The 25539-nt window shown below is 66.5% G+C and carries 23 protein-coding genes; 14 read left to right on the forward strand and 9 right to left on the reverse strand.

Annotated elements, in window-relative coordinates; genetic code table 11:
* Positions 1-86: 86 nt before the first annotated feature.
* A complete protein-coding gene (locus ABIC35_RS01040) occupies positions 87-3059 on the forward strand; it encodes a TonB-dependent receptor (RefSeq protein ID WP_354278166.1) in 2973 nt (990 codons plus the stop codon).
* Between the two features lie 59 nt (positions 3060-3118).
* On the opposite strand, the gene ABIC35_RS01045 is transcribed toward ABIC35_RS01040, so the two are convergent.
* From ABIC35_RS01045 to ABIC35_RS01055, 3 genes are all read right to left on the reverse strand, one after another.
* Complete coding sequence (locus ABIC35_RS01045) at positions 3119-4606, reverse strand: PQQ-dependent sugar dehydrogenase (RefSeq protein WP_183049435.1); 1488 nt, start codon at positions 4604-4606, stop codon at positions 3119-3121.
* Positions 4607-4691: 85 nt separating this feature from the next.
* Positions 4692-5150: a hypothetical protein gene (locus ABIC35_RS01050; protein ID WP_183049436.1), complete on the reverse strand. Its 459-nt coding sequence runs from the start codon at positions 5148-5150 to the stop codon at positions 4692-4694.
* Between the two features lie 61 nt (positions 5151-5211).
* Positions 5212-6075 (reverse strand): NPP1 family protein, encoded by an 864-nt coding sequence (locus ABIC35_RS01055; protein WP_121078380.1) that lies wholly within the window; start codon positions 6073-6075, stop codon positions 5212-5214.
* A gap of 391 nt (positions 6076-6466) precedes the next feature.
* On the opposite strand from ABIC35_RS01055, the gene ABIC35_RS01060 reads away from it, so the two are divergent.
* Complete coding sequence (locus ABIC35_RS01060; RefSeq protein ID WP_121078382.1) at positions 6467-7003, forward strand: PEPxxWA-CTERM sorting domain-containing protein; 537 nt, start codon at positions 6467-6469, stop codon at positions 7001-7003.
* A 24-nt stretch (positions 7004-7027) separates the two neighbouring features.
* Here the strand turns inward: ABIC35_RS01060 and ABIC35_RS01065 are convergent, their stop codons facing one another.
* Positions 7028-8959: a glycoside hydrolase family 127 protein gene (locus ABIC35_RS01065; RefSeq protein ID WP_121078384.1), complete on the reverse strand. Its 1932-nt coding sequence runs from the start codon at positions 8957-8959 to the stop codon at positions 7028-7030.
* A gap of 137 nt (positions 8960-9096) precedes the next feature.
* Here ABIC35_RS01065 and ABIC35_RS01070 point away from each other — a divergent pair, with 137 nt between their 5' ends.
* From ABIC35_RS01070 to nusG, 3 genes are all read left to right on the forward strand, one after another.
* Positions 9097-9726, forward strand: a complete 630-nt coding sequence (locus ABIC35_RS01070; RefSeq protein WP_121078386.1) for a DedA family protein — start codon at positions 9097-9099, stop codon at positions 9724-9726.
* 351 nt (positions 9727-10077) lie between these two features.
* A complete protein-coding gene (gene secE, locus ABIC35_RS01075) occupies positions 10078-10275 on the forward strand; it encodes a preprotein translocase subunit SecE (protein ID WP_121078387.1) in 198 nt (65 codons plus the stop codon).
* 17 nt (positions 10276-10292) lie between these two features.
* Positions 10293-10832, forward strand: coding sequence for a transcription termination/antitermination protein NusG (gene nusG, locus ABIC35_RS01080; RefSeq protein ID WP_121078389.1), 540 nt, complete (start codon positions 10293-10295; stop codon positions 10830-10832).
* Positions 10833-10918: 86 nt separating this feature from the next.
* Here the strand turns inward: nusG and ABIC35_RS01085 are convergent, their stop codons facing one another.
* The 4 genes from ABIC35_RS01085 to ABIC35_RS01100 all read right to left on the reverse strand — a co-directional run bounded on the left by ABIC35_RS01085 (position 10919) and on the right by ABIC35_RS01100 (position 13858).
* Positions 10919-11614 carry a GNAT family N-acetyltransferase gene (locus ABIC35_RS01085; RefSeq protein ID WP_121078391.1) on the reverse strand — a complete coding sequence of 232 codons (696 nt, stop codon included), beginning with the start codon at positions 11612-11614 and terminating at the stop codon, positions 10919-10921.
* Positions 11615-11616: 2 nt separating this feature from the next.
* The gene (locus tag ABIC35_RS01090; protein ID WP_121078393.1) at positions 11617-12762 is read right to left on the reverse strand and encodes an acyltransferase family protein; all 1146 of its coding nucleotides are present in this window, start codon (positions 12760-12762) and stop codon (positions 11617-11619) included.
* 148 nt (positions 12763-12910) lie between these two features.
* Positions 12911-13519 (reverse strand): general stress protein, encoded by a 609-nt coding sequence (locus ABIC35_RS01095; protein WP_121078395.1) that lies wholly within the window; start codon positions 13517-13519, stop codon positions 12911-12913.
* Between the two features lie 27 nt (positions 13520-13546).
* Complete coding sequence (locus tag ABIC35_RS01100; RefSeq protein ID WP_121079550.1) at positions 13547-13858, reverse strand: hypothetical protein; 312 nt, start codon at positions 13856-13858, stop codon at positions 13547-13549.
* Positions 13859-14029: 171 nt separating this feature from the next.
* On the opposite strand from ABIC35_RS01100, the gene ABIC35_RS01105 reads away from it, so the two are divergent.
* From ABIC35_RS01105 to ABIC35_RS01130, 6 genes are all read left to right on the forward strand, one after another.
* Positions 14030-15112 (forward strand): AI-2E family transporter, encoded by a 1083-nt coding sequence (locus ABIC35_RS01105; RefSeq protein WP_183049437.1) that lies wholly within the window; start codon positions 14030-14032, stop codon positions 15110-15112.
* Between the two features lie 173 nt (positions 15113-15285).
* Positions 15286-16098 (forward strand): PEPxxWA-CTERM sorting domain-containing protein, encoded by an 813-nt coding sequence (locus ABIC35_RS01110; RefSeq protein ID WP_354278168.1) that lies wholly within the window; start codon positions 15286-15288, stop codon positions 16096-16098.
* Positions 16099-16314: 216 nt separating this feature from the next.
* Entirely contained in the window at positions 16315-17271 is a 957-nt protein-coding gene (locus ABIC35_RS01115) for a YiiG family protein (RefSeq protein WP_354278169.1), read from the forward strand.
* 167 nt (positions 17272-17438) lie between these two features.
* Positions 17439-17870, forward strand: a complete 432-nt coding sequence (rplK, locus tag ABIC35_RS01120; protein ID WP_093297642.1) for a 50S ribosomal protein L11 — start codon at positions 17439-17441, stop codon at positions 17868-17870.
* 4 nt (positions 17871-17874) lie between these two features.
* Complete coding sequence (gene rplA, locus ABIC35_RS01125) at positions 17875-18567, forward strand: 50S ribosomal protein L1 (RefSeq protein WP_121078399.1); 693 nt, start codon at positions 17875-17877, stop codon at positions 18565-18567.
* Between the two features lie 365 nt (positions 18568-18932).
* Entirely contained in the window at positions 18933-21575 is a 2643-nt protein-coding gene (locus ABIC35_RS01130) for a TonB-dependent receptor (protein ID WP_121078401.1), read from the forward strand.
* A gap of 111 nt (positions 21576-21686) precedes the next feature.
* Here ABIC35_RS01130 and ABIC35_RS01135 read toward each other — a convergent pair whose 3' ends face one another.
* Positions 21687-21929 (reverse strand): hypothetical protein, encoded by a 243-nt coding sequence (locus ABIC35_RS01135; RefSeq protein ID WP_121078402.1) that lies wholly within the window; start codon positions 21927-21929, stop codon positions 21687-21689.
* A 1169-nt stretch (positions 21930-23098) separates the two neighbouring features.
* Between ABIC35_RS01135 and ABIC35_RS01140 the strand changes: the two genes are divergently transcribed.
* Genes ABIC35_RS01140 through ABIC35_RS01150 form a run of 3 tightly spaced genes read left to right on the forward strand, consistent with a single transcriptional unit; the run spans position 23099 to position 25336 of the window.
* Positions 23099-24217 carry a LysM peptidoglycan-binding domain-containing protein gene (locus ABIC35_RS01140; protein ID WP_121078404.1) on the forward strand — a complete coding sequence of 373 codons (1119 nt, stop codon included), beginning with the start codon at positions 23099-23101 and terminating at the stop codon, positions 24215-24217.
* Entirely contained in the window at positions 24112-24645 is a 534-nt protein-coding gene (locus ABIC35_RS01145; protein WP_147425909.1) for a hypothetical protein, read from the forward strand. The genes ABIC35_RS01140 and ABIC35_RS01145 overlap by 106 nt, the downstream gene beginning before the upstream one ends.
* Positions 24617-25336, forward strand: coding sequence for a hypothetical protein (locus ABIC35_RS01150; protein ID WP_121078408.1), 720 nt, complete (start codon positions 24617-24619; stop codon positions 25334-25336). The genes ABIC35_RS01145 and ABIC35_RS01150 overlap by 29 nt, the downstream gene beginning before the upstream one ends.
* Positions 25337-25539: the final 203 nt, after the last annotated feature.

A 25539-nucleotide genomic window follows, 5' to 3' on the forward strand; every position in this document is an offset into this window, starting at 1 on the left:
TCTGCCCCCGTCTTCCTCGCTAGCGGCGCACGTGCGCCGGAGCGGAGGGAAGACCAACAATGACTCGCATCCAGGGGATTTCACGCATGGCACTCGCCATCCTGCTGGCAGCGCCCGCGATCGCGCAGGCGCATGCCGCCGACGCGACGATGGCGGCGCAGCGCCGGTTCGACATCGCACCGAGCGATCTGCGCAGCGCGATCTCGCAATTCTCGCAGGCGACCGGCCTGCAGGTGGTGGTGGCGCCGAGCGCCGTCGCCGGCCGCCGCACCGCCGGGGTTCGCGGCGCCCTCACCGTCCGCGCCGCGCTCGACCAGCTGCTGCGCGGCTCGAACCTCAGCGCCGCGGTGCATGGCGGCATCGTCGTGCTGACCCCGTCGCGCGCCGCCGCCCCGGTCGCGCGCCGCGTCGCCCGCAGCGAAGCCCCCGCCCCGCTCGCCGCTGCGGCGCCGGTGCAGACCGCCCAGGCCGAACCGCAGGATCCGGACAATGCCGAGATCGTCGTCTCCGGCTATCGCGAGAGCATCACCGCCGCGCAGGAGCTGAAGCGCCGCGCCGTGGGTGCCGAGGACGACATCGTCGCCACCGATATCGCCGCCTTTCCCGACCTGAACCTGGCGGAATCGCTCCAGCGCGTGCCGGGCATCACCATCACCCGCGACACCGGCGAAGGCCGCCAGATCGCGCTGCGCGGCCTGGGCGCCGACTTCACCCGTACCCAGCTCAACGGCATGGAAGTGCTGGGCAACACCGCCTCGGGCATGGACAATCGCGGCTCGGTCAGCCGCTCGCGCTCGTTCGACTACAGCCTGTTCGCCTCGGAGCTGTTCAACCGCATCTCGGTGCAGAAATCCTATGCGGCCGAGCAGGACGAAGGCGGCCTCGCCGGCACCGTGCAGCTCACCACCGCCAAGCCGTTCGACTATAGCGGCAACAAGTTCGTCGTCTCGGCCAAGGGCCAGACCAACAGCAACGCCCCCGGCGTGACCCCGCGCGCGGTGGCGCTCGCCTCGGTCCGCTCGGGCGATTGGGGGGCCTTGGTCTCGGTCGCCTACAGCAAGATCAAGAGCAACGAGTATGGTTATCGCAACTGGGGCTGGGGGCCGACCAAGTATGGCGCGAAGAATATCGGCGCCGAGATCGACGCCGATACCCGCGCCAAGCTGCTCGCCGGCGTCTACCAGCCGACCGCCCAGTCGCCCTCGAGCTGGTACACCGATCGCCAGCGCCTCGGCGTGACCTCCTCGGTCCAGTACCACCCGGGCGATAATTTCAAGCTCGATATCGACTTCCTCTACGGCCGCCTCTGGGACCATCGCGACGATTATGCGCTGGCCACCGCGGGCAGCAACCCGCTGACCGGCTCGACCGTCAACGGCACCCAGGTGGTCCACAGCGCGGTGATCGACGACACCAACACCCTCCGCGCCGCCAGCTATACCGGCATCGACCTGCGCTCCGAGCACCACATCGTCGAGAACCGCACCGATTTCTATCAGGGCGTCGCCAATCTCAGCTGGAAGCTGGGCGACCGGCTGACGCTGCGCGCGCTGGGCGGCTATGAGGAATCGGATTTCGGCCAGCCGGTGTTCGACAAGGTCTTCATGGAGGCCAAGCAGACCGCGTTCAGCTACGACACGCGGCCGCAGATCCCGGTCAACACCTACGGCATCGCGATCACCGATCCGAACCTGTGGACGGTGCAGCGGCTCGACGTGCAGGAAAACAAGATCGTCAACCGCTACGCCAACGGCAAGCTCAGCGCCGACTATGATCTGGGCGACGGCCTGCTCTTCAAGGCGGGCGGCGCCTACAAGCACTTCACCAACAGCGGCTATACCTGGGCCAACAAGGTGTTCCACAACGTGCCGGCGAACATTCCGGTATCGAACGACCTGAAGCAGCTGGTCGGTCCCAAGACGCTGCTCCAGTACATCGTCGGCAATGTCGACGGCGTCTATGCCGCGATCGGCGACAAGCGCGACCTGACCGCCGCCAACCTCCAGGCCGGCAGCGACTACAAGGTCGACGAGAAGACCTGGAACGGCTTCGCGCAGGTCGATCTCGACACGGTGGTGGGCGGCATGCGGCTGCGCGCCAATGCCGGCCTGCGCTATTATTCGACCGACCTCACCTCGTCGGGCAATCTCGCGGTCGGCACCGCCTTCGTGCCGGTGGTGATCAAGGACAACAGCCATGGCTGGTTGCCCGCCGCCAACCTTGCGCTCGACCTGACCAAGACCCTGGTGTTCCGCCTCAGCGCCGATCGCAACATCAACCGCCCGGGCCTGGGCGACCTCGCCGCGGCGGGGTCGATCACGACACGCCCGAACGGCGGCAGCCTCAGCCTCGGCAACCCGTTCCTCAAGCCCTTCAAGGCGACCTCGGTCGAGACCTCGCTCGAATGGTATATGGACAGCAAGGGCTTCGCCTCGGTGGGCTTCTTCTACAAGAACATGGACACCTATATCTCGCCGAGCACGGTGACGATCCCCTATGGCCAGACCGGCCTGCCGCTGTCGCTGCTGATCCAGGGCCAGGACGCCAACACCCCCTATGACGTGAGCCAGCCGATCAACGGCCCGGGCGCGGACATCAAGGGCGTGGAAGTCGCGGTGCAGCACGACTTCACCTTCCTGCCGGCGCCGTTCGATCATCTGGGCGTCACCGCCAACGGCACCTGGTTCGAGGGCAAGCAGCAGGGCAAGGTGGGCAACAGCTTCGTCACGCTGCCGCTGTTCAACCTCTCGAAATGGGCGGCGAACGCGACGCTCTATTACGAGGATCAGCGCTGGGGCATCCGCGTCTCGGACGCCTATCGCAGCAAATATTACACTGGCCTCGGCACGGTGGGCAATGTCGGCGACTGGATCCGCGGCACCCACAATATCGACGCTCAGGCCCATGTGAACCTGCGCCCGGGCATCCGCCTGATCGCCGAAGGCATCAATCTCACCAACGTGCCGATCGAGCAGTTCGCCGGCGGCGCGATCGCCCGCCGCGTGGTCTACACGACCAGCGGCCGCACCTTCACGCTGGGCTTCAGCGCGGAGTTCTGAGGCGCGAAAAACCCGCCCCGGCGCGTGCCGGGGCGGGTTCGTTTCTGCCAAGCGGAAGGTCAGCTGGGGTCAACGCGGAACACGTCGCCGCCCGCATCGAGAATGTAAAACCACGAGGTTCCCCTCGAGCGGTTCATCGCGACCGGATGCGACAGGGTGCCAGCATCCGGCGCGAAATCAGCATCGCGGCGTTCGAACGCGTCAGGCGTGACGGTCTTGCCCGGTACGAGCGTGTTTCCCTTGACGGTGAAGATCGCCCCGCCGGTGTCGAAGAAAACATAGAAGTCGCTCGGCGTGCGCATATCTCCCGGACCTTCAGCGCCGGCGCCGATCGCCTGGCCGCTATTGCGCCCGCCGGTGCGATAATATTCCAGGACGGGATCGGTGAGGCCGGCCGGCGGCGTTGCCGCAACCGTCCGCGTTCCTTCCTTGAAGGGCCAGCCGAAATTGACGCCGCTCAGGGTCGTCGTAGACAGGAGGTTGAGTTCCTCAGCCATATCCTGCCCATGGTCCGATATGAAGATGCGGCTGCCCGAGGCGTAGGACTCCGAGCCCCCACTCGGCTGGTGCAGCCCCTTTGCGACCATCGACACGAGGAAATCTCTCAGCGCGGCCCCCGCGTAGGGATCGGGGTTGCGGGTGATGCGGAGCAGCTTCCCCAGCACCGAGCTGTCGTTCTGCGCGCTCCCCGTCGGATCGCCGCTGCCGCCTGCGTCGCCGGTCGCCGCGTACAAACTGCCGTCGACGGTAAAGCCTAGCCAGCCGCCCCCGGCATAGTTCGGTGCCAGTTCGCCTACCAACCCCCTCGCGTCCTCGTGCGTCCCGAACGCATCACGGGTGAAGCGGTTGATGATCAGGTACCCGCTATCGGAATGGTACATGGCAAAAAACGTGCCGTCACTTTTGAACGTCGATCCAACCGCAATCGCGAGCACCCCTTTCGGGCCGACGGTGGCGATGCGGGTAATAAGCGTCTTCGCGCCGGTCGTCGCATTGAGCTGGTAGATCGCGCCGCCCTTCTCCGCGACGAGTATCGTGCTGTCGTCCAGCACGCTGATCGCCACCGGCTGGACGAAGCCGGACCCGACCCGGCGCACCGCAATGCCCTCCTTATCATTGGTCACGGTGACGGTCAGGGCCAGCGTCGTGGTCGCCTTGCCGTCGCTCACCCCGATCTGCAGCTCATAGGCGTTGTTCTGGTCGGCGTCGGCCGGCTGATCGAAATTCGGCGAGGCGACGAACGCCAGCTGCCCCGCTGCCGTAATGGTGAAGCGGGCGGCATCGGCACCGCCTGCGATCGTGTAGGTAAGCGCGTCGCCATTGGGATCGGTCGCAGCAGCCTGATAGATTGGGCCGGTGACGTTCTCGACGACGCTGACGCTCGCGCCCGAGGTGAATGCCGGCGGCTGGTTGGCGGGCGGCTGGTTCACCGGCGGCTGCGCGGGCGGCGCGCTACCACTGTCGCCGCTGCACGCAGCAAGAACGAGCGCCAGAGCAGGCGCGACCATGCTCCCCGCATGCGCGAAGGAACGCCGTACGATGTTCATCTGATCCCCCAGGAAGATATGCCCAGATGCTGATATCCGCGCGGCAAGCTGGCGCGTCAATCTCTTGTTGGTGGCGCTTGGCGGATCAGTGCGCAGATGCCTGGGCGACCGCAAGGCGGATGTGGAACAGGTTCTCGGACACCTCCTCCATCTGCACCGGCCCGGTGGCGGCATAGCCCAGCCCCTCGACCGTGTGCGCAAGCCCGCCGAGCAGCATCGCCTGCCGCTTCTCCAGAAAGGCATCGTCAGTGGGCGGCGGGATCGTCGCGGTGACCGCGCAGCCGCGCGCGTCGCAGCCGAACGCCACGTCCCGCAACAGCGGATAGGCTTGGCGGACCTGCGCCTCGATCTGTGCGGGCGCCGCGGCGACCGCGACGGGACCGCGCATGGCCGGCGTCGGCGGTGCCGAGGAAGGCCGCGCGGTGATGGTGACCACGCCCTGCGCCGCGGGCGTCGGTGCGGACCCCGCCTTGCCGAGCAGCGCCCAGCCCGCGGCCAGTGCCGCCAGCGCCCCGCCGGCGACGAACAACCGGCTATGTTTCATGTCCTGTGCTCCATGGCCGATATCCCCGCGCCGCCCGGAGGCGACGCGGGCACCGATCCGATCAGCAGATCGTCGAACCGGCCGGGCAGCCCGGCGAGTCCGATCCGGCATCGACATCGGGGTTGAAGCCCGGGGTGATGCTGGTGTTGAGCGCCGCCTTCAGCGATCCGGCGAAGCGCGCGTCCTTGATCTCGAAGTTGCCGCTGCCGAAATCATAGTTGGCGATCGCGTTGCGCACGGCGAGCGAGGGATAGCCGTTCCAGCTGACCAGCGGCTGGACCACCCAGGTGCCGGTGCCGTTTTCGGGCGGCTCGTCCCCGCCGTCGGTCTTCGAGAAACGGAACAGGTGCGAGAAGCCCAGCGTCTCGTAGTGGAAGACCATCTTCACATGCTGGTTGCCGGTCGCATCGCTCTGGAAGCGGAGCTGGCCGTCCTTGGTCGCGCGCGTGTCCCACTTGCCATGGGAGTCGCGGGCGACGCCGACGACGCTGCTGTTGACGCCGGCATCGGTGGTCCAGACGATGATCGTCTCCCAGTCATAGGCGTGCGAGAAGTCCGACTGCCAGAAATAGGCATAGACCCGCGCGCAATAGCCGTTGTTGCAGCGGGTGCGGACATAGGCGTTGCTGGTGCGCAGATAGTCGGGGTTGCGGCACGAGGCCGGCGGCTTGGTCGCGTAGGTCGAGGCCTTGGGGCTGATCGCGCCCGAGGCGTTCACCGCGGGCACGTTGAAGCAGACATCGGTGTCGAAATCGAGCGCGGGCTGGAAGCGCTTGTCGAGCGCGGTCGCCAGCTCGGGCAGCGGCGCGACCGGTGCGGGCCAGCCCTGCGCATGCGCTGCCTGGAACGGCAGCACGGCAAGCGCGGCGAGCGCCGCCTTGGGCAGAAGATGACGGGTGGCGGCGGTTATACGTCCCTTGGTCATACGATCTCCATGCAGGTCCCAGAGCGGCTGCGCGTTACGTTCGTCCAGCCGCGAGGGACCGCCCGCGACCTGGAAGTTCAGGAAATCGAGGCGTACGGGCGTCGCGCCGATGCGCGGCCCGTCTCCGTGCTCAGCAGGAAGACGGGCTGATGTGCAGATCCGGACAAATTAAATTCGCGTGAGACGCGCTGCGGGAGCGGAGCGCGCACATCGCGGCTTCCGCAGCGGAACATCGCCTAACCGACTAATAACATTACCGCTTGCGTGCCGGTCATGGTAAACGCTGCGTCATGGCCAGCATGGCGCTCCGATCCCCGGAAGTCGACATGCGGGTTCGGCAGAAATTTGCGGCAAGGCCTGTGCATCGACCTGCGTTTTCATTGGGGGACATATGATAAGAAGCATCGCAGCGCTGGCTCTGGCCTTCCTCTCAACACCCGCTGTCGCCGCCACCTATGTCGGCACATCCTCAACAAGCACCGTGATCGATATACCAGGCCTTTCCACGCCAGGTACGTATCGCTTGGATTTCAGCTTTAGCCGTCCGATCTTCGTCGGATTTGAGTCTTACATCTATTATGAGTTTTCGTGGTATCGGGATGGAGAGTACATCGCGAGCGACGACGGCCCTGCCTTCTTCTCCTACTTCCCAGATGAGCCGATGCAGTCCGGTTCGGTATTGTGGACCGTTCTCGGCCCCTATCGTGGTTGGCAGGGCGACATTCTTGAAGTGGGCTATTACCGCGTCGACGGAAACCACTTGTCCTTTGGCGACTCGGACGATTCGAGCCCGTACAGCTATCGGGTCGACGTCACTTCCGTGCCCGAACCTGCAGAATGGGCGCTGCTGATCTCCGGCTTGGGCCTTGCCGGCGCGGCGTTGCGGCGTCGCGCCCGCACCGGCACCCGTTCGGCAGCGACCGCCTGATCGCGCAGCGCGCCGGCGCCGGCATCACGCCCGCGCCGGCGCCAGCTTCCAATAGGTGGCGTAGCGCTCGTGGGCGATGCGGTGATAGGGGATCAGCCGCACCGGCACGCCGTCCGCCGCAGCGAGGGTGAACTCCAGCGGCTTGGCGCCCGGCCGGATCGCCGCCGCCAGCGTGACCGGATCGCCCGCCAGCACCGGCACCTGCACCGGACCGTCATTGTAGCGGCCATATTCGCGCTCGTTGACGACGATGTCCGCCCCCTTCGCCAGCCCCTGCGCACCGAGCGCGCCCGCCAGCACCAGCGGGCCATAGGTGAACGCCACCACGTCCGGCGCGGCGGGGGCGCTTTCGATCCCGGGCTCCATCACCAGCTGCAGTTCGACCACGTCGCCGTCGCGCCAGCTGCGCGCGAGTTCGATCCGGCTGCCCGGCGCGACCGAACGTGCCGCGACCTGGCCGTTCACCCGCACGGTGGCGGTGCGGCTCCAGCGCGGATGGCGCAGGTTGAGGGTGACGTCGGTCGGCCGGGCCAGCTTCCAGCGCAGCGTCGTGCGCGGTTCCTCGGGGAAGCGGGTTTCCTGCACCAGCTCGGCACCCTTCTCGCGCCAGCGCACCGTCGAGGGCAGGAACAGGTTCACGAACAGCGCGCGATCGTCGTGGAAGTAGATCGAGTCCCGATACTTCACATGGTTTTCCATGCCGGTGCCGGTGCAGCACCAGAAGCTGTGTTCGGGGGTGTGGTAGAGCTTCATGTACCCAGGCCGTGCGCCCTGGAAATAGGTCGCCATGCCGCTGTCCGGGTCCTGCGAGGCGAGGATGCCGTTGAACAGCGTCCGCTCGTAATAGTCGGCATATTCGGGGCGCGGCTCATGGAGGAACAGGCTGCGGGTGAGCTTGAGCATGTTGTGCTGGCAGCAGGTCTCCGATCCCTTGGCCGAAAACACGTGCTTCTCGAAATCGGCCATCGCGAAGAAATGCTCGTTGTCGCCGTGCCCGCCGGTCGCGAAGGAACGCGTCTCCGCCACCGTCTTCCAGAAGAACGCCGCGGCATCCCGGTACGACGCATCGCCGGTGGTCTCGTAGACGCGGTGGAAACCGACCACCTTGGGCACCTGGGTGTTGGCGTGGAGCCCGTCGAGATGGTCGCGCGCCTTGGCGAGCGGGGTCAGCAGCGCCTTGTGCGAGAAGCGCTCGGACAGCGTGCGATAGTCCGCCTTGCCGGTCATCGCGTAGAGATCGGCATAGACCTCGTTCATGCCGCCATGCTCGGTCTCGAGCATCGCCTCGAACTCGGCGTCGGTCAGCGGCCGGCACGCCACCACGCCCCAGTCGGCGAGCCGGAGCAGCGTCGCACGCGCAGGTGCGCTGTCGGCGAGCAGCGCCCCGTCGCGCAGGCCCGCATACACCTTGTGCAGCGTGTACCAGGGCACGCCGCTGATCTTCTCGCCGCGCAGATGCGCCGCGACCACCGCCGCGCCGTTCGGGAACGCCGTGACGAGGCCGCTCTTGGCGGCGTCCTGGCAGGCGCCGAGCTCGGTCGCGATATAGTCGATGCGCTTCTTATATTCGGGCTTGGCCGTGGCGCGGAAGGCGAGCGCGCAGGCCGAGAGATAATGGCCGAGCGTATGCCCCTGGCAATGGATGTCGGCCCAGAGCGGGTCCGATTCCCAACCGCCATAGGCGGGCGCCTTGGGACTGAGCCCGGCGTTGACGCGGAACTGGTGGAGCAGCCGGTCGGGCTCGAGCCGCAGCAGATAGGCCTCGGTCGCACGCTGGGCGTGGAGGAAGGGGCCCTCGCCCAGCGTCACGTCCGCCATGTCGAACGGCTGGAGCTTCGCGGGCGCCGCCGGCGCGGTGTCGGCCGCGGCAGGAAGCGGCACGCCCAAGCCGCCGATCGCCACTGCGCCGCTGCCCGTACTTGCAAGAAAACCCCGCCGCGACGTTTCGATCGTCATTCCCGCAACCCTCTCCATGCGTGCGATTTACTCCGGGTTATCAGACCCCTTCCCTGCCGCCAACCCCGCTCGGCTTTTCGCTGCAGCGCGCAAAAAGCGGCTTCCCAAACGCGGCCGGCTGCCCCAACCAAGCGCGCATGGTCGAAAAGATTCTGGGCATCCTTGCCACCTTCACCATCTGGGTCATCTCGAGCGGGGGCTATCTCGGCATCGCCGTGCTGATGGCGATCGAGTCCGCGTGCATTCCGCTGCCGTCGGAGATCATCATGCCGTTCGCCGGTTATCTGGTTTCGACCGGCCGGTTCGACCTGTACCTGGCGGCGACCGCCGGTGCGATCGGCTGCAACCTCGGCTCGATCGTCGCTTACGAGATCGGCAAGCGCGGCGGCCGGCCGCTGGCGCTGCGCTGGGGCAAATATCTGCTGATCGGCCCGGGCGAAATCGACGCCGCCGACCGCTTCTTCGCGCGCTACGGCAGCATCGCGGTGCTGATCGGCCGGCTGCTGCCGGTGATCCGCTCGTTCATCGCCTTCCCGGCGGGCGTTGCGCGGATGAAGCTGGTGCCGTTCCATGTGTACACCTTTCTCGGCAGCTGGCCGTGGTGCTTCGGCCTTGCCTGGGTGGGCATGACGCTGGGCGAGAAGTGGGACAGCGATCCCCGCATGAAGGCGGCGTTCCACAGCGCCGACGCGCTGATCGGCGTGGTGCTGGTCGGGCTGGTGGCGTTCTATATCTGGCACCGCGTGCGGGGGATGAAGCAGCGCTGAGCTGCAGTTCCTTTGCCCAAGCCCCCTCCACCATTCGCTGCGCGAATGGTCCCCCTCCCCCGGAGCTGCGCTCCGAGGGAGGAGACGCTTTCTTCCATCGCCGTAAGCGTCTCCTCCCTCGGCGAAGCCGGGGGAGGGGGACCGCGCTGCGCCAGCAGCGTGGTGGAGGGGGCAAGCCGCACGCCCCACGCCCCGCAAACACCCCTCCCCAACCCCCGCTTGCGCTCCTCGACACGATCCTCTAGATACAGCCCCCTAGCCGACAGCTTGGGTGGATTGCACCGGTTCCTGAAAAGGACCGGGCAGCGGACCCATGCCCGAAGCGCCATTTTTCACACGAGGATAGCCCCAGTGGCGAAGACAAGCCCCGTCGAATTCATCAAGCAGGTCCAGACCGAGACCCGCAAGATCGCCTGGCCGACGCGCCGCGAGACGATCATGACCGGCGTGATGGTGATGATCATGACGACGCTGCTCGGCAGCTTCTTCCTCGGCATCGATTCGCTGTTCGACATGATCGTCAACGCCCTCCTCCGCCTCGCGCAGTAAGAGAAAGACCAACACCCATGTCGCGCTGGTACATCATTCACGCCTATTCCGGTTTCGAGGGCAAGGTCCGCGACCAGATCCTGGCCGACGCCACCCGCCTGGGCCTCGATCGCCTCGTCGAGTCCGTCGAAGTGCCGACCGAGACGGTCACCGAAGTGCGCCGCGGCAAGAAGATCCAGTCCGAGCGGAAGTTCTTCCCGGGCTACGTTCTCGCCAAGCTTGAGATGAACGACGACGTCTACCACCTGGTGAAGAACACGCCGAAGGTGACCGGCTTCCTCGGCAGCTCGGGCAAGCCCCAGCCGATCAGCGAGGCGGAAGCCGCGCGCATCCTCAACACCAAGGAAGAAGCGGCCACCGCGGCGCCCAAGGCCAAGCTGAAGGTCGATTTCGACATCGGCGACACGGTCAAGGTGATCAGCGGCAACTTCGCGACCTTCTCGGGCGTGGTCGAGGAACTCGACTACGACAAGAACCGCGTGAAGGTCTCGATCTCGATCTTCGGCCGCGCGACCCCGCTGGAGCTGGGCTTCGAGGACGTCGAACGCGTCAAGTAAGCCGGGCGGGCCTGCGGGCCCCTGCCATCACGAACACGAAGAAGCCGGGGCGCAAACCCCGGCTTTTTTGTTGGCGCGCCGCCCGTTCAGCGCGCCTCTTCGAGGCCCAGCCGAGTCATCTGCACCTCGCGGCGGAGCACGAACCCCAGCGAGCGATAGAGCGCGATCGCGCCGTCGTTGCTGGCATAGGCATGGAGGAACGGCACCTCGCCGCGTGCCAGGATGCGCGTAGCGACAGCGGAGAGCAGCACACGGGCATAGCCGCGCCCGCGCGCGTCCGGATGGGTGCAGACGCCGCTGATCTCGGTACCGCCGTCCGGCTTCATCCGCTCGCCTGCCATCGCCCGCAGGCGGCCGTCCTGCTCGATTCCCAGAAAGTCGCCAAGCTGGTGGGTGCGCGCGAAGAACGGCCCGGGCTCGGTAAGGGTGGCGAGCGCCAGCATCGCACCGGCATCGCTGTCGCCGAGGGGCCGGATCGGCACGTCCGGCAGCGTTCCGGGCCGCAGCTCGGCACAGACCATCTGCACGCCGAGGTCCTGTGAGACGATCCGCAGCCCCGGCCCGATCGGCGGGACAGACGCTTCGAGGAAGGCGACGTCGCCATGCGCTGCGACGAGCGCAGCCAGGTCCGCCAGCACCTCCGGCGCATGGGAGTCGATCGCGGCGAACACCCCGACCTCGGGATGGTAGCGGCGCGCGCCTCCCTGCACCACAGCGAAGGCCGCATGCCGCCCGTACAGCGCCGAGCGCGCGGGCAGGTCGAGCGGATCGACGGCGGTCATCGCTACGTCCCCGGCGCCGTGCGCGCCCCGGCGAAGCGCCGCAGCCGCGCCCGTACCGGCTCGTCATACAGCCGCAGCGCCAGCCAGCTGACGGCGACCACCAGCACGAAGACCCCTGCCCCCACCAGCAATAGGCTCGCGGCCGACGGCTTCGCGTTCAGCGCATAGTTCATGTACACCAGCAGGAACGGGTAATGCAGGATGTAGATCGGGTAGGAGATCCGCCCGGCGAGGGTGCACAGCGTCCGCTCGATCCCGCCGATCGCGGAATGCGCTCCGCACACCAGGATCGCCGGGAAGAGCAGCATCGCCACCGCCCCCTCGAACAGGCCGTTGCCGTGCGGGATCGCCTTGGGCACCAGCGGCGCGGCGAACACCAGCACCAGCACCAGGCTGAGCACGCCCCAGCCCAGCCGCAGCTGCGGCAGCCGCTCGCGGACGCGGTACAGCCACAGCCCCATGGTGAAGGAGAACGCCATCCGGGCGGGCGCGCCCCACCAGCTCAGCCAGTCCGAGCCCATGTCGATGCTGTTGCGGTGCCACAGCAGCCAGCCCAGCCACAGCGCCGCCGCGGCGGTCACTGCCCCCAGCGCCCGCGTGCCCAGCCGCCGCAGCACCAGCGCATAGGCGAGATTGCCGATATATTCCTGCAGCAGCGACCAGGCCGGGCTGTTCAGGCTGTGGGTGTCGGTCCAGCGGTTGGGCAGCACCGGGTGCGGCAGCAGCAGCAGCGCCAGCAAGAAATCGACGAGCACCACCGACAGCGGCACCAGCTTCTGGTTGGCCGCGAACGGATCGACCAGGAAGCTGATCAGCCCGAGCACCGCGCCCAGCAGCACCAGCGGGTGCAGCCGGATCAGGCGGATCCGCACGAACTGGAGGACCGACATCGCCGGCCAGCGCCCGTCATAGGCATAGGCGATCACGAAACCCGACAGGCCGAAGAAGAAATCCACCGCCATCGCGGCGTGATGCAGCCACTGGCCATCGTCCGCCCAGGCGATCGGCATGCCCATCAGGTGGAACAGCACCACCATCACCGCCGCCGTGCCGCGCAGCCCGTCGAGCACCTCGAAATGCGGCTTGCCCGTCGCGGTCGTGTCGGCGTGCGCGTCCGTGCCCGCTCCCGCGGATGCTGCGATATCCATGTCCGTGCTCTCCCCTTGCCACCAGCGTGGCACCGGCAGCCGGGTTAGGCAACCGCTAGAGGATTGCAGCAGAATGCAAAAAGCCGGGGACCAGGCCCCGGCTTTCCACTGCACGATGCCGGCGGCGCGATGCCGCCGGGCCGTCGGCTCAGAGTACCGTCGGTTCGCGATAGGCGCTGCGTTCGCGCTCGATCTCGTCGCGGGTATAGGCAGGCGCCTTGTCGTCGAACGCCGTCCAGCCCGACTGGCGATAGGCCGCGCCGCGCGTCGCCGCAGTCACGCCGCGACGGTTGAGCACCGCCTCGGCTTCCGGCGCCAGCGAGTCTTCCACGCGCGCGCTCACCAGCGTGCCGCCGCGGCGGACGCCTTCGGAATAGACGTTGGCATCGTCCTCGCTCTCGCCGGCATTCTTGAGCGCACCGACGATGCTGCCGGTGGCCGCGCCGCCGACGCCGCCGATCGCCGCACCTGCCGCGGTCGAGGCGAGCCAGCCCGCCGCCACGATCGGGCCGAGGCCCGGGATCGCCAGCAGGCCGAGGCCCGCGAGCAGGCCGCCCACGCCGCCCAGCGCCGCGCCGGTCGAGGCGCCGCGGCTGACGTCGCCATGCGCGTTGACGTCGCTCACGTCATGGTCGCCATGGGTGTTGTTGGCGATGATGCTGAGGTCGCTGTGCGGCACGCCCAGCCGCTCCAGCTCGTTCACCGCGGCCTTGGCATCCGAATAATCGTCGAACAGACGGGTAATGGTCCGGCTCATCGCATTTCTCCTGCAGAACTTATGGGGTTAGCGCGCGGTGATGTTGCCCTTGTAGTCGAGCGTCACGGTCACCTTCTTGCCGTTCTTCATCGCCATGCCCTGCCAGGCGCCATTCTCGGTTCCCTTGAGACCCGTGATGTCGGTATAGCCCGCCTTGGCGAGCCGGCCCTTGGCCTGGCTTTCGGTGAAGGAGCTGTGGCCCTTGGCCGGCGTGCCGACATGATGCGCGGTGCCGTCCTTAACCACCGGATTGTGCGAGCCGGCCTGGCCGCTGCTCTGCGCAGCCGCCCCCGTCGTCGCGAGGCCAAGCGCCGCGACGGCCATGATGATGTGCTTCATGTCCATTCCTCTCCAAAGATGACGCTCCACGCGCGCCGATCCCTCCCGGCGTCGTGGAGATTTGCTAAACGGGTGAAGGACTTGATTGGTTCATCGGGCTTGATCACGGCCCGCCGCTTGCCAGCGCCGCCACGCCTCGCCACTGTCCCCGCCGAACACCCGGGGGACCAGATGCCGCAGACGACCAAAGCCCAGACCCGAGCGCGCGTGGTGCTCGCCGCCGTCATTGCCGCCGCCGCGCTGTGGATCGGCATGGCGTTCGTACCGGCCGTGCTATGGGCGGGCGTACTCGCCATCGGGGTCGAGCCGCTCCGGGTGTGGCTGAGCGCCCGCCTGCCCCGCCCCACGCTCGTCGCCGCGCTGCTCACGCTGGGCGTGCTGCTGATCGTGCTGATCCCGCTGTCGATCGCGATCAGCCAGGCGCTGGTCGAGGCGCAATCGGTCGCCGCCTGGATCGCCGATGCCCGCGCGCACGGCGTGGCCCTGCCCGACTGGGTCGCCCGCCTGCCTTGGGGCCGCGAGCAGGTCACCGCTTGGTGGAGCCTCCATCTCGCCACCCCCGAGGCCGCCGCCGCGGAGTTCGGCAAGCTCGATCATTCGCTGTGGCGCAGCCATTCCGGCGCGCTCACCCACACGCTGATCCGCCGCGTGGTGGTGTTCGGCTTCACCCTGGTCGTGCTGTTCTTCCTGCTGCGCGACCGCGACAATATCGTCCGCCAGCTCGAGCGCGGCGCGACCCGCGCGTTCGGCGACGCGGGCGACCGGCTCGGCCGCCAGATCTTCGCGGCGGTGCGCGGCGCGGTGGACGGCATGGTGCTGCTGGGGCTCGCCCAGGGCATATTGATGTCGATCCTGTTCGTGATCGGCGGGGTGCCGCACCCGATCCTGCTCGGGCTGTTCTCGGGCTTCGCTTCGATCATCCCGTTCGGGCTGGCGGTGGTGCTGGTGCTGGCGCTGCTGCTGCTGCTCGCCAAGGGCGCGGTGATGGCGGCGATCATCGTCGGCGTGATCGGCTATGCGCTCAACTTCGTGATCGACCATTTCCTGCGCCCGAGCCTGATCGGCGGCACCACCCGCCTCCCCTTCGTGTGGGTGCTGATCGGAATCCTGGGAGGCGTGGAGACGATCGGGCTGCTCGGCCTGTTCGTCGGCCCCGCGTTGATGGCGGCGCTGGTGCTGCTGTGGCGCGAATGGGTGGCCGAGGGCGATATCGGCGGCGCTGAGGCGGGGCACACGGCGGAACTGCGGCCGTGATGTCGCGGACAGGGCCTATCCGGCGACAACCAAGAGCGTACCCACCAAGCACATCCTCGAAAACAAAGCCGATAAGCCACTGAAATATTCCGGTTAAGCAATCGTTAACCATGCTTGAGCCGATGCGATATGGCGCTACGGTCTCCCCTCCGTACGGAAACAGGGGATATCAGATGATTCGAGTTGCGATGGTAGCAGCGGCGCTGCTGCTAGGCACGGCTGCAGAGGCAAAGCCGTACAAGGTCACGATAACCGGGGGGTACTATGACTACTTCTCGGGCGGGACACAGGGCAGCGTGACGCTCCAGGCGATCATCAATGATCCGCCGGTGGTCACAACGGTGTACCCGGATGAGCCCGACTGCCTCGAATATTCGGGTTGCAACGGGTGGCGCTCCGTCACCAGCTTTGCCACGTATTTCGACACCAAGGTGGATGGCGCTCCCGCCGCCAAGTCGTACATGGATCTGACCCTGAACTGGCTAACGTTCGACGGGGATGAAGGCTATGGTATCAGCCACTTCAAATATCTGGACGTGAGCTTCAACGCCCTGTCGCTTCCTGCGCTGGCGGCAATCGCGAATCCCAGCATTGATGCGATTTGCCAAACCGCCTTCCAGCCGGCCGGCCCCTGCACCTCCATCACCACCTCGTCGCAGATGATTGCCAACGACAACCGGCTGATCGGCGTCGGCCGAGTCCTCATCCATGAGGATGCCACCAAGGACATCCTGAATTTCTCCCTCGGTGACGATGTTGATTTTCGGACCTTCGGGCTGTTTTCCGCGGTCCGCTGGAATGCGACGCCGCCTGCGGGATATAGCGGTGACGCGGAGACCTCCGGCGAGAATATCGTCGAGTTCAACACCTTCAGTTTCACGATCTCCCCGGTGCCGGAACCAGCCAGCTGGGCGATCATGCTCACGGGCTTCGGCCTGATCGGCGCCATGACGCGCAGACGAACCCGCGCGCTCGCCCACGCGTGACCCATTGCCGACTGCGCGGGATGCCTCTCGCGCAGTCGGGACGCGGAACCTCCCCTACACCTCGATAGTCTACCCCCTCCTCTCGGGGCAGCCACCACCGCCCGCCCTTGAACGCCGCGGCCGGGCCGGGCACAGGGCGCCCGCGGTGGCGCAACAGTCTTTTCTCCCAAGGACTTGGAGCCCCATCCTGTCAGTAACCAGAGTGAGGTGTATTTCGTGTTCAGGAAATTGCTCTGCGCCACGGCGCTCCCGGCCTGCGTGCTCGCGCTCTCCGCGTGCGGGACCAAGGGGGGCGACAATGCCAGCGCGCCCACGTCGGCCGCCGACCAGAGCGAGATGCAGAAATACAATGCCTATGTCGAAGCCGCCAACACGGCGCGCACCTCCTTCGCGGAGATCGGCGCCACCTATCAGCGCGACATCAAGCCGAAGCTCGACAGCGGCAAGAACCTCGACGATCTGTTCTTCCCCTCCGAACCCGGCATCGACCGGATCAAGGAGCAGCTCGACAAGGCGCTCGCGCTGAGCCCCGCCATGGCGGCGATCGACGGGGCGGCGCGCAGCTATAGCGCCGCACTCGCCAAGATCGCGCCGCTCTACCGCGACATGGAGAATTACGTCGAGGCGAAGCGCTACATGGGCGACAAGGGTGCGCATGGCCGCGAGGTGCAGCCCGCCCTGCTCGCCGCACTCCAGGAGGTCGCAACCGCCCAGGCCGCCTATGCCAAGGCGATCGACGCGGCCGACCGCGCACGCGTGAAGGCCGCGTTCGATGCGGCGAAGAAGGACTCGCTCGACTATTACCGCAAGGGCACGGTCTATTACCTCAAGGAGAGCATGGACCATGTCGGCGGCGTGCTCGACGGAAAGGGCCTGGGCGACCAGAAGGCGGCCTTCGCGGCCTCGCTCGACCGGTTCAACACCATCGCCGTGCAGTTCGACACCAAGGCGCGCGAGAAGGACAAGACGGCCTGCGCCAGCTTCATGACGCATGCCAATGCCTATCTCGCCGCCGGGCGCGACATTATCCAGCGCACCGACGACGGCACCTATGCGAAGGACCGCAACGGTTCCTCGTTCCAGATGATGAAGCCGCAGGCGGTGCAGGATGCCGAGACGCTGCTGCAGACCTACAACAACGTCATCAACGATCTCAACGTCCACCGCTGCTGACGATCGGCCGATCCACGCAAGGGGCTGCCGGCTTCCACCCCCGGCACCCCCTTGCTCCGCGCGCCACATTCGGCTAAGGCCGCGCGCTTCCAAGCACACAGCTCGGGAACCATGCGGGAGGCGGCCTCTGGTCGTCGCTTGTACCGCTCGACTTGAAAGAGAGTGACATGGCTAAGAAGATTACCGGCTATATCAAGCTGCAGGTGGCCGCCGGCGCCGCAAACCCCTCGCCGCCGATCGGCCCTGCTTTGGGTCAGCGCGGCGTGAACATCATGGAATTCTGCAAGGCGTTCAACGCCGCAACCGGCGACGTGGAAAAGGGCACCCCGCTCCCCACCGTCATCACCGTCTATGCAGACCGTAGCTTCTCGTTCGAGACCAAGACGCCCCCGGCGACCTATCTGCTCAAGAAGGCGATCAACCTGAAGTCGGGCTCGAAGGAGCCGGGCAAGGCTGTCGCGGGCAAGATCAAGCGTTCGCAGCTGTCGGAAATCGCCCAGGTCAAGATGAAGGACCTGAACGCGAACGACATCGAAGCCGCGACGAAGATCATCGAAGGTTCGGCCCGCGCGATGGGCCTCGAAGTGGTGGAGGGCTGATTCCATGGCAAAGCTGACCAAGAAGCAGAAGAGCTGGAGCGTCGACCCCATCAAGCTGCACGGCGTCGATGAAGCGATCGCGCTGGTGAAGCAGTATGCGACCGCCAAGTTCGACGAGTCGATCGAAGTCGCGCTGAACCTCGGCGTCGATCCGCGCCACGCCGACCAGATGGTCCGCGGCGTCGTCACGCTCCCGGCCGGCACCGGCAAGACCGTTCGCGTGGGCGTGTTCGCCCGCGGCGCCAAGGCTGAGGAAGCCCTGGCTGCCGGCGCAGACGTCGTCGGTGCGGAAGACCTGATGGAAGCCATCCAGGGCGGCAAGATCGATTTCGATCGCTGCATCGCCACCCCGGACATGATGGGCCTGGTCGGCCGTCTCGGTAAGGTGCTGGGTCCGAAGGGCCTGATGCCGAACCCGAAGCTCGGCACCGTGACCATGAACGTCGCCGAAGCGGTGAAGGCCGCCAAGGGCGGTCAGGTGGAATACCGCGTCGAAAAGGCCGGCATCATCCACTCGGGCATCGGCAAGGTGAGCTTCTCGAACGAAGACCTGCGCCGCAACTTCGACGCCCTCGTCGACGCGGTCGTCAAGGCCAAGCCAGCGGGCGCCAAGGGCAAGTACCTCCAGAAGGTCGCCCTGTCCTCGTCGATGGGCCCGGGCGTGAAGGTCGACACGGCAGAAGTCGCCGCGGCCTGATCCCTTCGGGACAAGCAAACGAAAAGGGCCGGGGAGCGATCCCCGGCCCTTTTTGCATCCGCGGGCCATAAGCCCTCTCCCGCATCCCCCTCACCCTTCCCATCGCTAGCGCGATGGGCCCCTTCCCTCTCCCACAAGGGGAGAGGGAGGGAGCCGCGAAGCGGCGGAAGGGTGAGGGGGGATGCTGGGCAGCAGGCAGCCAAGGTGATTTGCAAACGCTTCCACCACAACCCGTCACCGTAACGACCCAGTAACAAACCCCCGCCCCCGTTTCATCATGTTGCAATCAAACCGACACGGTGCCGTTCCGACTCCCCGTTAGGGCGCTCCCACAAGACCAATAAGGGTCCAGGGAGAATCCAGTCATGCAACCCCATTCCGCGCTGCTTCGCGCGACCTCGGCGCTCGCCCTCACGCTGGCGACGCTCGCCTCCGCTTATGCCCAGACGACGCCGCCGCAGGACGACACCACCGGCACCGACGAGATCGTCGTCAACGGCAGCTATGCCCGCAGCCTTGCCGCCGCGACCGAGGCGAAGCGCCGCGCCGAATATGGCCTGGATTCGATCAGCTCGACCGACATCGGCAAGTTCCCCACCCAGAACGTCGCCGAAGCGCTCCAGCTCGTCACCGGCGTCGCGATCACCCGGCCGCGCGGTGAAGGCCTGTACGTCTCGGTCCGCGGCCTCGGGCCCCAGTTCCAGAGCACGCTGCTCAACGGCCGCCCGGTCGCGCTCAACGACCTGATCGAGAATGGTGGCGCCAACGGCCGCCAGTTCCGCTTCGAGATGCTGCCCGCCGAGTTCGTCGCCAATATCGACGTGGTGAAGACCCCGACCTCGGACATGACCGAGGGCGCGCTGGGCGGTAACATCGACGTGCGCACCTTCCGTCCGTTCGACGTCGGCAACAAGGTCACCGCCAATCTGCGCGGCACCTACACCTCGCAGACCAAGAAGGTGAAGCCCAACGCCACGCTGATCGGCAGCCACACGTTCGGCGACACCTTCGGCATCCTGGTCGGCGCGCAGTACTGGGGCAAGGAGGTCCGCAACGACCGCTTCATGAACTTCGGCTGGAACCTCGACAAGTTCACCAAGCCCGCCCAGGGCGGCCTGCAATCGGGCCTCTACACCCCCACCCGCACCCGCCCGACGATCGAGACCGAGGATCGCAAGCGCATCTCCGGCCTGGTCTCCGCCCAGTGGCGCCCGACCCCCGAGCTGGAGACCACGCTCGACGTGCTCGCGACCCGGCTCGACGTCGCCTATGACGAGTTCGGCCTCGACATCTATCCCGACGATACCAGCGTCGCCGGCCACACGCCGGTGATCGTCCCCGGCTCGGTCAAGCTTCAGGGCAACACGGTGGTGGGCGCGACGATCAACGACGTCCGCTTCATGGCCAGCCGCGAATACAGCCTCAACCGCCACGACCTGCTGACCATCGGCCTCAAGCAGACCTGGAACCATGATCGCTTCCACGTGACCGCGAACCTCAACTGGTCGTCGGCGCACAGCTTCCACCCGAGCAACGCCGAGGGCACCGTGCGCAGCCGCGCGATGTTCTTCGCGCCGTTCACCTATGATGCCTCGGGCGGCTACAAGGTGCTGCCGACGATCACCACCACGGTCGATCCCAACAACCCGGCCAACTACCAGCTCTACACCTTCAACATCGCACCGAAGAACAGCAAGGACTGGGACAAGTTCGCCCGGCTCGACACCGCCTATGACGTGGGCGGCTTCCTCCGCAAGGTGGCGGTGGGCGCCGAGTATCACTGGCGCAAGCGCGATTACTGGCGCCGCGACTTCACCATGAACCCGCCCGCGGGCACACCGCTGAGCTCGCTCGGCGCCGGCGCCTACCAGCCGCTGCCCTATGACGATTTCCTCGAGAACGTCTCGGGCAACCTGCCGCGCACCTGGCTCGCCCCGGTGACCTCGGCCTATTACAACGCCTTCTTCACCAGCGCCGTCGCCAACGCGCCGCTGACGCCGAGCGACCAGGCCGCCTCGTTCAAGACCACCGAGAAGACCGCCTCGGCCTATGCGCGGCTCGACTATGGCACGATGCTGGGCGGCGTGGACATCCTCGGCAATGTCGGCATCCGCTACGTCCATACCGACCAGAACGCGACGGGCTTCCTGCGCGCCGGCAACGTGATCACCCCGGCCGCCTTCCCCAAGACGTTCAACGACTGGCTGCCGAGCTTCAACCTCAAGGCCGAGCTGACCAAGACGCTGGTCGCCCGCTTCGCCGCGAGCCGGGTGCTGACCCGCCCCAACGTGACCGACAGCGCGCCGCGCATCACCCTGTCGACCGACGCGCCGACCGCGAGCGGCGGCAACCCGCAGCTCCTCCCCTTCCTCGCCACCCAGTTCGACGGGGCGCTGGAATGGTATTTCAACCCGCGCGGCGCGCTCACCGGTGCGGTGTTCTACAAGGCGATGGACAACTACATCACCGCGCAGAACATCAACACCGAGATCCCCGGCCGCGGCACGGTGCTGCTCTCGACCCAGGTCAATGGCGGCAAGGCCAAGGTGTACGGCGTCGAGGCGGGCTACAACCAGGTGTTCACCTTCCTGCCCGCGCCGTTCGACGGGCTTGGCATGCAGGCGAGCTATACCCACACCTCGGTCAAGGCGACCTACACCGCCGGCGCACGCCCGATCGTCGACCAGCTGATCGGCCTGTCGAAGAACAGCTTCAACGTGGTCGGCTTCTACGAGAAGGGCCCGATCTCGACGCGCCTCTCCTATGTGTGGCGCGACCGGTATCTCTCGGGCACCGGCAGCACCACCCAGGCGCCGACCTACACCGCGCCGTTCGGCACGCTGGACGGCAGCATCGGCTACAAGCTGCTGCCCAACGTCCAGCTGAGCGTCGAGGCGATCAACCTGTCCGGCGCCAAGCTGTACACCTACAACGACGATCCCAACCGCTTCGGCGAGATCAACTATTACGGCCGCACCTTCCTGTTCGGGGTGCGCGCCGAGTTCTGATCGGGCACGCGATCGGAGAAAAGCGAAAGGGCCGGGAGCGATCCCGGCCCTTTTTATGTCGGGGCAGTCTTTGCGAGATACGACCGAATGTCCGAAACTGGTGGGAAGCAGTCATTGCCCCCAGCCACCCGCCAGTTCAGCTAATCCGCCCACCGCTAGACCGAAAAGCACCGCACCGACGAAGATTGCATAACCCTTGACTGCCTTTCGGCCATATCCGTCGCGATTCTCGGACGGTCGGAAGCCGTTGAGCCACATCGGGAAAAAGAACCAGAAACCATAGAACCAGGCGCCGACCGCCACGAACCATGCGATGATGAAAAGGATCAGCATGGCATGCGCGAATGAGGTCATCAGAGGATCATCGCTTCAGGTGCGAATGTCCGCAAGGGGGCGTAAGCAGACGGGCGGCTTTCCGGTGGGAGTGAGCGAGCGCGTCGGCACGTGGGGGCGCGCGAAATGCGCATCAAGCAACGGGTTACGACACGCGGGTCGCCGCATAGCAACCCGCGTGCCACTGCATCATCCTTTCTCAGATCGGACGGCTGTTCCTACCACCGCGCGAGCGCTTTGATCGACGATGTTGTGTGCCAATTGTTGCAACTCGGCCTGTAGCCGACGGTCGGCAACCTTTTCGCTTAGCCCATGTAGTGCAAGGCCGAGCGCCGCCTGATTGATAGGGAGATGGCCCCAACCGGGAGATTCCCAACCATGATTGAATAGGTACAGCAAAATGGGGTTCGTTACGGTGCTTATCGGAACGTGAAAGCCAACGTCTGCCATATGTCATCCTCCTCTAGTACGTACGTACATCCCGATCTTCTCGGTGCTTATTTGAGGCGACCATTGGGCGGGTTTCGACTCGCCGATCTTTTAAATAGCACGTCTGGCCAATATCGGATGCGGCCATTTTAGAGGATCTCAGATCGACAATAGGGCACGCGAGTGCTCGCGAGCGACGACGAATTCTCGATGGCAAAAATGGCGCGGGAGCCGCCATGGCGGGAAATGGGTGGGAAGCGGACATGGCCGCTTTTGGAGGAAGAAATCGGCATAGCAGCCGTTGAGCGAGCTCCGGCGCGGGGCACCTCCCGACCAGTTTTCGCCGTTCAGAGGTGACGTCGGGGAATGGCAGCGCGCGCGAACACTAGAGCGTTTTCACCTTGGGCGAAGACGCTCTAGGATTTCGATTGCCGCATTTTCCGAGTCGTTGACCGTAAACGGTCAACTTGAAAATGCTCTAGGCACTACGCGCCTTACGCTGTCCGTTGCGGCCGCACGGATCGCCGCCATGGCTGCCCCGTGCGCTTTTGAGGACCGATGGCCGGGAGGCGCAGCTAGCTCGGCATCCCAACCCACAAGAAATCTTTGCCCTCACCCGACATCACGAGCGTCGACCCGAGACGATTGTCCACGTGGTGAACAGAGCTTCGGGCATCTAAGCGTTCCGATGAGTTACAGGATGTCGGGTGCGTGGCACCTCGCTTCCTCCAATGCGCGAATCCGCCGCAGGAGGTTGAGCAATGCCCGAGATCAGTCGTGTGGGTGCGATCCCCGATCACCGCAGTTCCCCGTCCGGGGGTGCAAACGAACACGTCGTTCGGCGGGGGGACAGTCTGTGGAGCATCGCCCGGCACTATGGCGTGTCGCTTGGCCAACTGGAGAGCGCCAACCCCCAGCTCGCCCGTCATGACTTCATCCTGCCCGGTGACCGCATCCGCATTCCCGACCAAGGCGGCACCAGCCATGTGGTTCGCGCCGGCGAGACGATCAGCGGCATCGCCAGCCAGCACGGCGTTTCAACCCAGGCGATCGTGGATGCGAACGGCCTCAAGCACCCGGAACTGATCCACCCGGGCGACCGGCTTACCCTCCCCGCGGCACAAGGTCTACGCCACGCCGACCAGGCCCACACTGCAGCGACAGCGCACGCGGCGCCCACGTCGCGGCAGACCGCCAGCGACGTGCGCGCGATGTTCGACCCCGCGCTCGGCAGCCGGGCACGCGGCGCGGTCATCATCGGTCAGGCAGAGGGCACGCGCACGCCGAGCGGCGGCTTTCGCGCCGCCTATTACGGGCATGTCGATCCGGGCAACGGGGTCGGCAACCGCGGCTCCTTCTCCCTGCAGCATGCCGGTGATCTGTCACCCGATCAGGCCGATGCGCAGCAGCTCGCCCGCTTGAGCCGACAGATTCCCGCCTTCGAGACCGCCGCGCGTGCCGCCGGGCTGGACCCGAACAATGCGACGCTCGCGACCGGATATCTCGACCTGTACAATCAGTCGCCGACCGCCGCCGCCCGTTTTCTCGATCAGATCGGCACGTTGCGCGAGACGGGGGTCACGCGCCAGAGCGTCACCGAGCTTCGCATCCACGCCTATATCGATCGCGCGACCGGCGAACGTTTTCTGCTGCCGGGCGGCGGTCGTGCGGGATCGGGCTTCGTCAACATCGCGCGACAGGCGCTCGCCGCGAACCTACGGAAGCGGAGGTGCAACGAACGCTCCGCGCCGACCAGTCCCGCAGGATGCAGGACATGGACGCGGCCGTCACCACCGGCGAGCCGACCGGATCGGCGACGCCCCGCCCCGTGGCCGGTGATGCCGCATCGCGGTTCACCAGCAGCCCCGGGATCGATCTGACACCGGCGGCGACGCGAAGCGCCAACGCGCTGCATGACGCGGTCCAGTCGGCGACCGGCTACGCGATCCACGTGACCAGCGGCAGGCGTGGCCCCGATCGCCAAGCGGCGGCGATGTACGGCAATCTCGCGGACAACAGCTCGCCGCGCTACGCCAACCAGGCGGCCTTCAACGAGGTTCGAGACGCTTATCTCTCCGGCAAGCGCGACGGGCTGGGACGGGCAGCCATCGTCGACCGCATGGCCAAGGTGCTCCAGCGGCAGGTCGATCGGGGGGTGCTGATCTCGCGCCACATGTCGGACCGCGCGCTTGATATCCGCATGCCCCCGGCGGCGAGCCGCCAGGCCGTGGTGGCCGCGATACGTGACAATCCCTTGGTTCAGTCTGTAGGGATCGAGGATGACCACCTCCACGTCCAGCTTCGCTAGCGTTCTGCTGCGTGCCGCTGCCCCGGTCGCGCTGCTGCTCGCCGGCGGATGCGATCGGGCGAGCAGCGCACCGAACGCGTCCACGAGCAGCGAGACGCGGGTGCAGGTGCCCGTGCAGGCCAGCGCGGACACCCATGCCGCGGCGCGCCAGAGCGCGACCCCGGCCACGCTCTACACCACCGATCTGGCGAAGGCGGTAGCGGGGGCGAAGAAGGTGCCCTTCCCGACGGGCGTGGCGGGCATCGGCGGCATGGACTGTTCGCCTGCGACGCTACGAGGGACCGATCCGGCGTCCCGCGCCTTCACACTTACGCTTCCCGCCGACGCGTCCGCGCGCCGGCATGTGCTGGTGGTGGTTACGCCAGAACGTGGGCTGCTGGAGATATATACGCCCTACGAGGCGGATGCTGCCGAGGCGGACGACCTGCTCATCCCCTCGCAGGCGATCTCCTGGGCCAAGGCACGCACCCAAAACCGGTTCGCCGTCGATACGGACGATCTCGACGGTCTGCGACCCGGCGCGACCAAATCGGAAGCATTGTTCCTGGAGCCGGGCCGCTATCGGTTTGCGCTGATCAACGGCATGGATGCGGCGCTGCTTCAGGCCAACGGTACCTCGGTGACGGTAACTGCGGCCTGCTCGGTCGACTGGGCGCCGCAAGAAGCCGGTTCCGGCGGAACTTCGCCCTAATGTTCTCGTACAGTCCGGCCGCGGTTGCGCGCGGGCGAGAAGCCGACGCCGGACCGTGCAGGCTCGATGGTGTCCACGCCAGTCCTTGCGGCCCGGGCAACCGATAGAAGTGTTCGGCCAAATCCCCGCTGCTCGGCGTGCCCGGCGGCGGCGGCTGGTGATCGTCGGCACGCCCAGCGATCCGCGGACGATCGGGGGGACGA

Source organism: Sphingomonas trueperi, assembly GCF_040545965.1.
GTDB classification, from domain to species: domain Bacteria; phylum Pseudomonadota; class Alphaproteobacteria; order Sphingomonadales; family Sphingomonadaceae; genus Sphingomonas; species Sphingomonas trueperi_C.